Annotated in this window: 11 protein-coding genes; 3 read left to right on the forward strand and 8 right to left on the reverse strand. The window is 69.3% G+C overall.

The genetic code is table 11. The features are described 5' to 3' along the window. The first annotated feature begins 63 nt into the window (after positions 1-63). Both QOL69_RS15510 and QOL69_RS15515 read left to right on the forward strand, forming a co-directional pair. Positions 64-1,344 (forward strand): amidohydrolase, encoded by a 1,281-nt coding sequence (locus tag QOL69_RS15510; RefSeq protein WP_283403899.1) that lies wholly within the window; start codon positions 64-66, stop codon positions 1,342-1,344. A 554-nt stretch (positions 1,345-1,898) separates the two neighbouring features. Next, a complete protein-coding gene (locus QOL69_RS15515) occupies positions 1,899-2,096 on the forward strand; it encodes a hypothetical protein (RefSeq protein WP_283403900.1) in 198 nt (65 codons plus the stop codon). Positions 2,097-2,235: 139 nt separating this feature from the next. Here QOL69_RS15515 and QOL69_RS15520 read toward each other — a convergent pair whose 3' ends face one another. The 7 genes from QOL69_RS15520 to QOL69_RS15550 all read right to left on the reverse strand — a co-directional run bounded on the left by QOL69_RS15520 (position 2,236) and on the right by QOL69_RS15550 (position 11,195). Next, positions 2,236-2,685, reverse strand: a complete 450-nt coding sequence (locus tag QOL69_RS15520; protein WP_283403901.1) for a Rieske (2Fe-2S) protein — start codon at positions 2,683-2,685, stop codon at positions 2,236-2,238. A gap of 49 nt (positions 2,686-2,734) precedes the next feature. Further along, positions 2,735-4,105: a geranylgeranyl reductase family protein gene (locus QOL69_RS15525; protein ID WP_283403902.1), complete on the reverse strand. Its 1,371-nt coding sequence runs from the start codon at positions 4,103-4,105 to the stop codon at positions 2,735-2,737. A gap of 140 nt (positions 4,106-4,245) precedes the next feature. Next, positions 4,246-5,292: an ABC transporter permease gene (locus QOL69_RS15530; RefSeq protein WP_283403903.1), complete on the reverse strand. Its 1,047-nt coding sequence runs from the start codon at positions 5,290-5,292 to the stop codon at positions 4,246-4,248. After that, positions 5,285-6,583, reverse strand: a complete 1,299-nt coding sequence (locus tag QOL69_RS15535) for an ABC transporter permease (protein ID WP_283403904.1) — start codon at positions 6,581-6,583, stop codon at positions 5,285-5,287. Before QOL69_RS15535 ends, QOL69_RS15530 begins: the two co-directional genes overlap by 8 nt. Beyond that, complete coding sequence (locus QOL69_RS15540; protein ID WP_283403905.1) at positions 6,580-8,217, reverse strand: ABC transporter ATP-binding protein; 1,638 nt, start codon at positions 8,215-8,217, stop codon at positions 6,580-6,582. The genes QOL69_RS15535 and QOL69_RS15540 overlap by 4 nt, the downstream gene beginning before the upstream one ends. A 161-nt stretch (positions 8,218-8,378) precedes the next feature. Continuing rightward, a complete protein-coding gene (locus QOL69_RS15545) occupies positions 8,379-9,530 on the reverse strand; it encodes a BMP family lipoprotein (RefSeq protein WP_048077302.1) in 1,152 nt (383 codons plus the stop codon). Between the two features lie 183 nt (positions 9,531-9,713). Continuing rightward, positions 9,714-11,195, reverse strand: coding sequence for a phosphohexomutase domain-containing protein (locus QOL69_RS15550; protein WP_283403906.1), 1,482 nt, complete (start codon positions 11,193-11,195; stop codon positions 9,714-9,716). A gap of 83 nt (positions 11,196-11,278) precedes the next feature. Here QOL69_RS15550 and QOL69_RS15555 point away from each other — a divergent pair, with 83 nt between their 5' ends. After that, positions 11,279-11,557: an acylphosphatase gene (locus QOL69_RS15555; RefSeq protein ID WP_283403907.1), complete on the forward strand. Its 279-nt coding sequence runs from the start codon at positions 11,279-11,281 to the stop codon at positions 11,555-11,557. Between the two features lie 34 nt (positions 11,558-11,591). On the opposite strand, the gene QOL69_RS15560 is transcribed toward QOL69_RS15555, so the two are convergent. Next, complete coding sequence (locus QOL69_RS15560; RefSeq protein ID WP_283403908.1) at positions 11,592-12,077, reverse strand: DUF7960 family protein; 486 nt, start codon at positions 12,075-12,077, stop codon at positions 11,592-11,594. Positions 12,078-12,184: the final 107 nt, after the last annotated feature.

Consider the following 12,184-nt stretch of genomic DNA (forward strand, 5'->3'; position numbering starts at 1 on the left):
CGTTCCGGCGGTCCCGCTCTCCGACAGGCGATCGTTTAAGCGGTCGCCGGGCCACCCACGGGTATGAGCGTTCTCGACAACGACGAGTACCGCGCGTTTCGCCGCGACCTCCACCGCCACCCCGAGCCGGCGTGGCGCGAGTTCTACACCACCGCCCGCATCGTCGAGGCCCTCCGCGAGCGGGACCTGACGGCGCTTCACGTCGGCCGCGACGCGCTGGCGACCGAGGAGCGCCTGAACGTCCCGGACGACGAGGAGCTAGCCGAGTGGGAGACGCAGGCCCGCGAGGCGGGTGCGGACCCCGAGATCGTCGACCGGCTCTCCGGCGGCTACACCGGCTGCGTCGCGGTCGTCGAGCGCGGCGACGGTCCCGTGGTCGGCCTGCGCGTCGACATCGACGGCCTCCCGATCACCGAGTCGGAAGCGGGCGACCACGTCCCGGCCGGGGAGGGGTTCCGCTCCGAACACGAGGGGTTCATGCACGCCTGCGGCCACGACGCCCACGCGACGATGGGGCTCGGCGCGCTCGACGCCGTCCTCGACTCCGACTTTTCCGGCACGCTGAAGGTGTTCTTCCAGCCGGGCGAAGAGCAGGTCGCGGGCGGCAAGCCGATGGCCGAGTCCGGCCACCTCGACGACGTCGACTACCTCTACGCGGTCCACGTCGGCTTGGACCACCCGTCCGGCGAGATCGTCTGCGGGGTCGAGGGGTTCCTCGCGGTGCGGCACCTCCTCGCGGAGTTCGAGGGCGAACCCGCCCACGCCGGCGCGCGGCCCGAGCAGGGCCGGAACGCGGTTCAGGCGATGGCGGCAGCGGTCCAGAACCTCTACGCCATCCCGCGGCACGCCGACGGCCCGACGCGGGTGAACGCGGGCCTCGTCGGCGGCGGCACCGCGACGAACATCATCCCCGAGGAGTCGCACATCGAGGGCGAGCTTCGGGGCCAGACGACCGAACTCGCCGAGTACATGTCCGACCACGCGGACCGGATCCTGAAATCGGCCGCGGAGATGCACGACTGCGAGGTCGAGGTGTCGACGCTCGGCGAGGCCCCCAGCGCGACGAGCGACGACGCGCTCGCCGGGCTCGTCCGGGAGTCCGCGGGCGACGTCGCGGGCGTCACGAGTATCGTCGACAGCGACGACCTCGGCGGCTCCGAGGACGCGACGTACCTGATGAACCGCGTCCAAGAGCGCGGCGGACTCGCCTGCTACCTCGGCGTCGGCACCGACCACCCGGGCGGCCACCACACCAGCGACTTCGACGTCGTCGAGGACGACATCGCGATCGGCATCGACGTGATCGCCGGTGCGATCCGGCGCGTGGCCGAGACGCGGCCGTAACGGGACCGAGCGCCGATATCGTTATTTAACCTGGACCGGTCAGCGGCACCGATCGCTTATACCTGAACATGGCGGTTGGCGCGCGCCTGCGAGCGGTCGCCTGTGGCGACCGCGAGACAGCGCCGCGCGAGGGAGTCGGCGGCGACCGGCGGGAGCCGCCGACGAGGCTGGGGAGGCGTGAGGTGCTGTGCGGAGCGGTGCGGGGTGGGACTCGAAGGGGCAGTCGCCGGCGGCGAAGCCGCCGGCTGCCCGAGGCGCGTAGCGCCTCGCTGCCGCGAGGACGGCGCACGCTCGCTGCGGTCCTCACTCGGTCGCTACCGCTCCCTCGTTGCGGTCCTTACTTCGCCTGCGCCGTCCTCGCGGCTGGGGCTTCGGTGGCGTCTGTGTCTGTCTGTGATTTATAAGCAGTGGCTCTGTTGAGATCCTATTCTTCAGGCAGTTTCTCGTCTGAAACAGCCGGGCGATGAGACTGCGTATTGAGCGATAAGCCACTAATGTGTGTCAAGAATCAGTGAGAGCGTGTATTTAATAGAATACGAGAATTGAGCCATCACATGGAATTAGTCAGTATATTAAAACGCTGGAAGGTGGCGGTTTCTCTCCTCGCAGTATGTATTGTCTGGATTTTTCTTGGGGTTAGTAATGGAGGATCCTCTATTCCAGACGCGCCTTACGAGGTCGCTCTCCTCGTGATGTTTCTCCTCACAGTTGGGATGCTGATTCACGAGGTACGACAGTCAACATCGGCCTGAGAAGCACTTCCTCTGTATTGACCGCAGGGGGACAGAACCTATCACCTTTTAAGAATTTCAACAGAGCCTAACCAGTCACTACGCCGTACAGCTGAGCACCCAGAATTTCGCCGACGTTCACTGATCGCCCGCAGTCGACTCAGAACGTCAGGTGCGAACTCGACGACGGTCCCTCGTCGTCGCCGTCGTCGTCCGGTAACCCCTCGTAGAGGTACGTGAGGTCGTCGTCGGTGAGGAACACCGCGCCGTCGCGGACCGCCACGTCGATCTCCCGCAGCGTCGTCCCCGCGGCCTCGCCGTTGTCGCAGGAGCCGTCGCAGGCGTCGAACGCCGATCCGTGCTTCGGACAGACGACGGACCCGCCGCGGGTGACCGCGCCGACCGCCTCGCGGTGGAGCCGCTGGTCTTCGTGGGTACAGCGGTTGATCCACGCCCGAACCGCTCGATCCAAACGCTCCGCCTCACCGCCCGGCTCGTCCGCGCAGGGCACGAGGAACACCTCGCGGTCGGCGTCGCCCTCGCGGGCCGTGAACGCCCACGATCCCTGCTCGCGAACGGTCTCGACGGTCGTGAGTCGGTAGTCGCTCATGCGGCGAGTCGGCGGTCACTCATGCGGTGAGTCGCGGTCGGTCGGCGTCTCAGTACTTCGCGTCCGCGCCGGTCGTCTCGTACACGCGGTCCATGATGCCGTCGCGCTCGCGGGTCCAGTTCGCCATCGCGGCGGGGCTGGTCGGGTACTCGTCGTAGTGGCCAATCAGCTCGTCCGCCAGCGACTTCGTCTGGTAGAAGTTCCGGATCGTCCCCCAGTAGCCGAAGCTCTTGACCGCGGCCTTCACCTTCAGCCCGAAGGACATCGAGGTCGACCCCTCGTAGAGCGCCTCCGCGAGCTTCTCGCCCGGCAGCGACGCGAGCAGGCCCATCAGGTCGTCGACGTCGACCGCGGTCGAGAGGACGTTGTACACGTCGAGGCCGGCGTACCGGCCGCCGAAGTGGTCCATCACGCGGGTGTTGTACCGCCAGAGGTTCTCCTCGCTCACGTCGCCGTCGGAGACCGCCTTCACGGCCTGCTCGCCGGCGTACTTGCCCGCGTACGCCGCGCCCGCAATTCCGCCCCCGGTCGTCGGGTTCACGTGGCCCGCGGCGTCGCCAACCGCCATGTAGCCCGGCGCGACCGCCGAGTCGTAGGGGCGTCGGGTTGGCAGCGCGGCCCCGAGCTTGTCCGTGACCTCCGCGCCCTCGAACTCGGGGCGGTCCCGGAGGTCCTTCTTCAGCGACTCGACCAGCTGCATCGGCTCCTCGTTCATCTGGAAGCCGAGCCCGGCGTTGATCTCAGTCGCGGTCCGCGGGAAGTACCAGAGGTAGCCCGCGGCGCGGTCGGTCGCCTTGAAGACGAGGGCGTCGTCCCACTCGACCGGCTCCGGCACCTCGACGACCTCGCGGTACGCGGAACAGAACTGCGAGTAGCGAACGTTCGTGTCGAAGGTCGTCCCCTCGAAGTCGACCTTGTCCTGGAGCAGCGAGAGCGACCCCGCGCCGTCGATGACGACGTCGGCCGCGTATGTTACCGGGTCGCCCTTTCGCACCGCCCGCAGCCCCGTGACGCGGCCCGTCTCGTCTTGGACCACGTCGTTGATGACGGTGTCGTAGTGGAACTCTACCCCGGCTTCCTCGGCAGCGGCGATTATCTGGCGGCCGTACTCCCAGCGGTCGATGACGGCGAGTTCGCCGGGGACGGGGATCTCCAGAACCGTGTCCTCTTGGGGGATCTCGAAGCGACCGTGGTCGACGCCGGTGTTCGTGAACGCCGGCTCCAGCCGGTCTTTCGGGATCGCCTCGGGGAACGCGTCCGCGCCCTTCAGGGCGTCGCCGCAGGCGATGTGGCCGGCCTCCTCCGCGTCCTTTCGCTCGACGATGACGACGTCGAGCCCCTCGTTCGCGATCGTCGCGGCGGCGTAACAGCCGGCGGTCCCGGCCCCCGCCACGACGACGTCGTACTCGTCGATATCCATTACCGGAGCGTGTCGTGCGCCCGGCAAAACTCTTTGCTCCCATTTCGGTCGTATTCGAGAGAACGAATTTCGGATCCGGACGTGGTATCGTCGCTGACGAGTCCTGTTGAACGGGAGGACCACAACGCGGATCGGACGCCCTACTCTTCGGTCTCGTAGTGTTCCCCCGCGGCCTCGGGGATCTGGGTCCGGCCGACCAAGGCGAGCACGACGATCACGACGACGTACGGGATGGTCTGGACCAGCGTGTCCGGGACCGCGTAGCCGAGCTGTTGGAGCCGGATCTGCATCGCGTCGAGACCGGCGAACAGCGCGCCCGCGCCGAGCGTTCCGACCGGGTTGTAGTTGCCGAACAGATACGCGACGATGGCGATGAACCCCTTCCCTTGGACCATCGTCTCGCCGGAGCCGACGAACTGGCCGATCGACAGCGCCAGTGCCGACCCGCCGACGCCGGAGAGAACGCCCGAGAGCAGCACGCCCGCGTAGCGCACCTTCGAGACCGAGACGCCGACCGTGTCGAGCGCCTTCGGGTTCTCGCCGGCCGCACGGAGGTGTTTCCCGAAGGCGGTCCGGTTCAGCAGCCACCACGACCCCGCGGTCGCGAGCAGCACCAGCGTCGCGGAGTACGCCCAGCCGACGTTCGCGCCGAGGTTCGGCGTGTTGACGCCGCCGAAGAACACCGTCGACATGAACGGCGCGAGCCCTAAGGCGATGAGCCAGACGGCCAGTCCGGCGATGATCTGGTCCGCCTTGAACTCGATACAGACGACCGCGAACACCGCCGACAGCAGCGTCGACGCGGCGATGCCGGCGATAAAGCCGATCGCGAGCGCCGGAACGCCGAGGACCGCGTTGCCGATCCCGACGACCGACGCGGCGTACACGGAGACGAACGCCGAGATGATTAACAGTCCCTCCAGCCCGATGTTGATGACGCCCGACTTCTCGGCGAAGATACCGCCGAGCCCGGCGAGCACGATGGGGGCCGCGAGCCGCGCCGTCGACGTGGCGGTGCTCGTCGAGAAGACGATCCCGGCGAGGTCGCCCGCGATCGAGTCGGGGAACAAGAGCCCGAGAATTCCGACCAGCGCGAACGCGCCGACCGTGCCGACGACGAGCGAGCGCACGTAGTCGGACTCGAACAACCCCTCCATGACTCGCGTCGACGACAGCGGGTTACGCATCGGTCTCACCTCCCTCGCCGCCGGCGGTCTCGTCTGACTCCGTCGGCGCTGCGACGCCGCCTCCGCCGAGCCCGGCGTACCGACCGATCATCCGGAAGAACTCCGGCATCGCGACGAAGAGGATGATGAGCCCGCGCAACACCGCGACGAGCTGCGTGGGCACGTCCGTGCGGAACCCGATCTCCAAGGCCCCGCCCTTCAACACGCCGAAGAGGAACGCGGCCGGCAACACGCCGATCGGGTTGTTCCCGGCCAGAATCGAGACGGTGATGCCGTCGAAGCCGAGGTCCGGAATCGAGGCCAGCCACCGGCCCTCGGACATCAGCACCCACACCGCGCCGCCGACGCCGCCGAGCGCGCCCGACAGCGTCATCGCCCGGACAGTCGTGAGCTTCGCGTTCACGCCGCCGTACTCGGCGGCCGCGGCCTGAACACCGCTCGTTCGGAGGTCGTAGCCGAGCGAGGTGTGTTCGACGAAGTAGTAGAGCGCGCCGATGAAGCCGACCCCGATCAGCAGCGCGACGAGCGCGAAGTCGCTGGAGGCGGGGAACAGCCACGGTCGGAGCTGCGCGTACTCGGGGACGTACTCGGTGGCGACCACCGAGGAGCCCTCGGCGCGGAACACCTCCAACACGAGCACGTACGCGACGTTCGCGGCGACGAAGTTGAGCATGATCGTCGTGATCACCTCGTTGGCGTCGGCGTACGCCTTGAGCGCGCCGGGGATCGCGCCCCACAGTCCGCCGCCGACCGCGCCGGCCGCGGTGCCGACCGCGATCAGCACGACCCCGGCGACGGGACCCGCCGGGAGCAGCGGCGCGAGCGCGAGGATCGCGAGCGCGGTCGCCAGCCCGCCGACGACGAGCTGCCCCTGCGTTCCGATGTTGAACAGTCCGGCGCGGAAGGCGACGGCGACGGACAGCCCCGTGAAGATCAGTAGCGTCGTCTCGGAGAGCGTCAGGCCGAACGAGAGGTTGAGCGGGGTCCAGCCGGCGTTGAACAGCCCCGGCTCGCCGACGGCGAACGGGTAGCCGAGCGCCCCGTTGAACAGCACGACGTACACCTCGACGGGGTCGTAACAGAACCCGATCCCGGTGAGCGGCATCGTCCAGGCCGCGGTCGAGCACTCGGCGATCCGACCGGAAACGAGCACGATCGCGAACCCGACGGCGATCGACAGGAAGATCGCGGCGACGCTTATGACGAGCCGCTCCGCGACGGTCCGGTCGACGAACGGCGCGACCAGCCGGGCGAGGACGGACGTCGTCCGGTCCGCGTCCGGGTCGCTCACGCGTCCACCCCCTCCTCACCGGCGGTCGTCCCGTCGATTTCGCCCCCTGAATCGTCGATTCCGCCGCCCGACTCGTCGGTCGCGTCCTCGTGGAGCGCGGCCCCCTCGACCGAGTCGTCGTCGAGCGGCTCACCGGCCATCAGCAGGCCGATCTCCTCCTCGGTCACCGTCGCGGGGTCGACGACGCCGGTGAACTCCCCCTCGTGCATCACCGCGAGCCGGTCCGAAAGCCCCTGTACCTCGTCGAGCTTCGAGGAGACCAAGAGGACGGCTTTCCCCTGTGACCGGAGTTCGAGCAGCCGGTCGTGGAGGAACTCCGTGGAGCCGATGTCGACGCCGCGGGTCGGGTGGGTCGCGACGACGAGCTCCGGGTCGCGCTCGAACTCGCGGCCGACGATGAACTTCTGTTGGTTGCCGCCCGACAGCGACTCCGCTTCCGCGTCCGCGTCCGGCGGCCGAACGTCGTACTGCTCGATGACGGACTCGGCGTGGTCGCGCGCGGCGCGCCAGTCGAGCCGGCCGCCGCGCGCGAACGGCGCGTCGTGTTGGCTCCCGAGGATGCCGTTCTCGGTGAGGTCGTACGACATCACCAGCCCGCGCTCCTGTCGGTCCTCCGGGATGAACGCCATTCCGCTGTCGATGCGGTCGCGGCGGGTCTTTCCGACCATCGACTCGCCGCGGTAGCGGATCTCCCCGGCCGCCGACTCGCGCAGCCCCGTGATCGCCTCGACCAGCTGCGACTGGCCGTTGCCGTCGACGCCCGCGACGCCCAGAATCTCGCCGGCACGGAGCTCGAAGGAGAGGTCCGAGACCGCCTCGACGCCCCGGTCGTCGTCGACGCTCAAGCCGGTCACTTCGAGCACCCGGTCGCCCGGCTCCTGCGGCGTCGTCGCGGGGTCCATCAGCACCTCCCGGCCGACCATCATCTTCGCGAGCTCCTCGCGGGTCACGTCCGCGGACGCGACCGTGCCGACGTTGACGCCGTCGCGGAGGACGGTGATGTCGTCGGCCGCCGACAGCGCCTCGCCGAGCTTGTGCGAGATGAAGATGATCGTCTTGCCCTGTTCGGTGAGCTCCTCGAAGACGCCGTACAGCTCCTCGACCTCCTGCGGGGTCAACACGGCCGTCGGCTCGTCCATGATGAGCACGTCCGCCCCGCGGTACAGCGCCTTCAGGATCTCGACGCGCTGTTGTTCGCCCACCGAGATGTCGGCGATCGTCGCGTCGGGGTCGACGTCGAAGCCGTACCGCTCGCTCAGTTCGACGACGGCCTCGCGGGCCGCATCCCTGTCGACGCGGAGGCCGCCCCACGTGGTCGGCTCGTTGCCCAAGACGACGTTCTCCCACACCGTCATCGGGTCGACGAGCATGAAGTGCTGGTGGATCATGCCGACGCCCGCGTCGATCGCGTCCCGCGGCGAGTCGAACGACTGTGGCTCCCCGTCGAGACGGACGGTCCCCTCGGTCGGCTGGTAGAGACCGTACAACACGTTCATCAGCGTGGTCTTGCCGGCCCCGTTCTCGCCGAGCAGGGCGTGGACGCTCCCGCGTTCCACCGCGAGATCAACGTCGTCGTTCGCGACGACCCCGGGGAATCGCTTCGTGATACCGTCCAAGTGGACCGCCGGGTTCATTCACCCGTAACTCCGCACCGGAGCCTAAAAACGCGCGGATTTCGGGCTGACGCTCGCGGTACTGTCGGATGACCGACCGGAGCGCGGAAAAATCGCGGACGAAAAACCGACGCCGAACGCGTCGAACGAGTCGCGGTGGAAAACCGACGCCGAACGCGTCCTCAGTTGCTCGTCGTGTCCGGCACGTCGATGTTGCCGGCGATGATCTCGTCGCGCGCGTCCGAGACCGCGGTCACGATCTCGTCGGGCACCTGGTCGCCGATCTCCTGTCCGTAGACGCACTCGACGCCGTTGGACTCCAGCCCGAGCGCCGTCGTCGAGCCGCCCTGGTGGTCGTCGTCGACGACGTTCGAGATCGACTCGTACACCGCGGTGTCGACGCGTTTCACCATCGAGGCTAAGATTACGTCGGCGAACGAGTCCTCGGTGACCGACTGGTCCTGATCGACGCCGAACGCGAACCGACCCTCGGACTGCGCGGCCTGAAAGACGCCGACGCCGGTCGCGCCCGCGGCGTGATAGACGATGTCGGCCCCGCTCTGGTACATCGACAGCGCCTGCTCCTGTCCGGCCGTGGGGTCGCTGTAGCTACCGACGTAGCTCGTGGAGACGTCGACGTCGTCGGACGCGTAGTCGACGCCGGCCTCGAAGCCGGCCTGGAACCGCCGGATGACCGGGCTGTCGACCCCGCCGATGAACCCGACGTTCGTCGAGTCGGGAGCGGTCGAGCCGCCGCCCGCGGAGAAGTCCGTCTCGGTCAGCCGGCCGGCGAGGACGCCCATCAGGAACGACCCCTCCTCCTCGCGGAACAGGTAGTTCGCGACGTTCGGCGAGTCGACCACGGTGTCGACGATCATGAAGTCCTGGTCGGGGAACTGCGACGCGGTCTCGGTGAGCGCGTCGCCCTGATTGAACCCGATACAGGAGACCAGGTCGTAGTTCGGGTCCGTCGAGCTCGCGTACCGCTGCTGGTACTGGCCGAACTCGCCGGTGCCGTCCGGCTCGGACTCGGCGTACTCGATGCCGAACTCCTCTTCGGCGTCGACGATGCCCTGCTTGGCCGCGTCGTTGAACGAGTTGTCGCCCAGCCCGCCGTCGGAGTAGACGATGCCGACCCTCGCCGGGGGCGAGTCGGAGCCGTCCCCGCCGTCGGACCCGTCCGAACCGTCCTCTCCGTCGGAGCCGTCCATGCCGTCGTCGCCGTCGGACCCGTCCCCGCCGTCGCTCGGGCCGCCACTACACCCGGCGAGGCCGATCAGGCCCGCTGCGCTTGCCGCCTTGATGAACCGCCGCCGCTCGAAGTCGGATGCCATCTCGTTCGTACACCCGTCGGAACAGGGCATAAATTCACCGTTCCCCGGCCACCGAGGCGACACGTTCGTGAAAAGAAGCGGCGGTATTGCGCCGGGATCGAGGGAATATCCGCGTCGTTCGATCCACGAACCCGGATTCCTCACGGTCGTAGATGACTGACGGCGCTCGGAACGTGCGGGGGCTTACGCCGCCGCGACCGCGTCCTCGACCACGTCCTCCACGTCGGCGACGAGCGCGTCGACGTCGTCGCTCTCGGCGTACACCCGGACGTACGGCTCCGTTCCGGAGGGACGCACCAGCGTCCACGAGGCGTCGTCGAACTCCAGCCGGACGCCGTGGTCGGTGTCGACCGCGGCGTCGGGGAACGCCCCCGGCAGCGCCGTCTCCAGCCGGTCCATCACCGACTCCTTCGCGTCGTCGGGACAGGAGACGCTCACCTTGCGGTACGGGCGCTCGGTGACCGGCTCGCGGAGCGCGTCGAGCCCCTCGTCGGCGACGAGGCGGGCGATCACCGCCGCGGAGGTCACGCCGTCGATCCAGCCGCCGAAGCCGACGTGGATGTGCTTCCACGGCTCGGCCGCGAAGACGACGCGGGTGTCGTCGCCGCCCGCGCCGTCGGCGTCCGCCGCCGCCTCCCGCACCGCGGCGATCCCCTCGTGGAGCGCGCCGAGGCGCACGCGCTCGACGCGGCCGCCGGCGTCGCGGACGCGCTCGTCGATCCGGCCGGAGGCGTTCGGCGTCGTCACGACCACGGGGTCGGTGGCGGCGCTCTCGCGGGTGTACCGCTCCGCGAGGACCGCGAGGACCGTGTCCTCGTGGACGACCTCGCCGTCGGCGTCGACGATCACGATCCGGTCGGCGTCGCCGTCGTGGCCGATACCGAACGCGAACCCCTCGGTCTCGCCGTCGGCGCTGGCGCTTCCGTCTTCGGCGGCGGGGCGGCCCGGCTCCGCGACGCCCTCGTTGGCGTCGGCGACGAACGCGCGCAGGTCCGCGAGCGTCTCCGGGGTCGGCTTGCTCCCGCGGCCGGGGAAGTGACCGTCGACGTTCCCGTTGAGCGTGACCACGTCCGCGCCGAGCTCGCGGAGGACGGTCGGCGTCGCGGGCGCGCTCATCCCGTTGCCGCAGTCGACCGCGACCCGGAGGCCGTCGAGGGGCGCGCCGAACCGCTCGGCGTACTCGCGCACGTCGTCGAGGTAGCCGGTCAGCGGGTCGGCCCGGGTCGCCTCGGTCCACTCGTCCCACGGGGCGACCGACTCCTCGTCGGCGACCCGCGACTCGACGGCGCGCTCCGCCTCGCGGTCGAACTCGGTGCCGTCGCGGAACAGCTTAATCCCGTTGTCGGTCGGCGGGTTGTGCGAGGCGGTGAGCATCACGCCGTACCGACCCTGCGAGGCGTGCGCGAGCGCCGGCGTCGGGAGTTGACCGGCGCGGCGGACGGCCACCCCGCCCGCGGCCAGCCCGGCCTCCATCGCGGCCGCGAGCGCCGGCCCGGTCACCCGCCCGTCGCGGGCGAGGACGACGGTCGATTCGGGGGTCGACTCGCCGGCTCCCCCTCGCGATCGGATCTCGGCACCCACTGCCCGCCCGACGGCGAGCGCGAGCGCCGGCGTGACGCGGTCCTCGACGCCGCCGCGGATCCCGGCGGTTCCGAACAGGTCCATGTCGACCACCTCGGTGCCCGGGAGTTAGTAGGCGTCGGTTGCGGACGGGGCGTTTAAGCGGGGCGCGGTCCCAACGTCTGCCGATGACCGACCGCGTTCGCGCACACGTGTTCGTCTCGGGTCGGGTTCAGGGCGTCTACTACCGGGCCTCGACTCGCGATACGGCCCGCCAGAACGGCGTCGACGGCTGGGTTCGGAACCTCGACGACGGCCGCGTCGAGGCCGTCTTCGAGGGCTCCGAGGGCGACGTCCGCGACACCGTCGCGTGGTGCGAGACCGGAAGCGAGGCCGCCGAGGTCGACGACGTCGACGTCGAGTACGGCGAGCCGGAGGGCGAGGACGGGTTCGAGGTCAGGTGGTGACCGCGGGGGAGCGACCGCGGTCGCCGCGGGTGGTTCAGTCGTCGTCCGCGGCGGCCGGACCCGCGGCGTCCCCGGCGCTCGGAACTTCCCGTACGCCGAGTTCCTCCAGCGCTCGCAGGACGACGATCGCCTCGACCACGTCGCGCTCCTCGGTGTAGGGGTCGTCGACCGCGTCGAGCGTCGCCTCGGCCTCGCGAGCCAGCCGCGCCTCCAACTCCGTCTGGTCCGTCTCCGCCTTCGTCGCCGACAGCAGCGCCTCGTGGTCCTCGCGGAGGTCTAAGGAGACGTGCGCGGCGTTACACCGCGAGAGCGGATGCGTGTCCATCTCGATTGCGAGGTCGCTGACGAGGTCCCAGTCGTCGGCGCAGAAGCGGAGCGTCACCGTCCCGACCACGTCGCGCCACGCGATCGGGCCGCCGTTCTCCATGAGCCGGAGCGCCCGCGGCGGCACGGCGATCCGGGTGTGGGTGTCGTCGCGCCCACAGAGACAACAAGGGGTGTTCTTCAGTCCGGCGTACACACGTTCGCTACGCGCCGGAGAAGGGAGTGCGTTTCGCCCGCGAGGACTCTCATGTGAGACGACAACGTCGATCACCCACAACCAAACGAGGCGGTGGCGCGTGCCTG

This window comes from Halorubrum sp. DM2, assembly GCF_901686465.1.
Lineage (GTDB): Archaea > Halobacteriota > Halobacteria > Halobacteriales > Haloferacaceae > Halorubrum.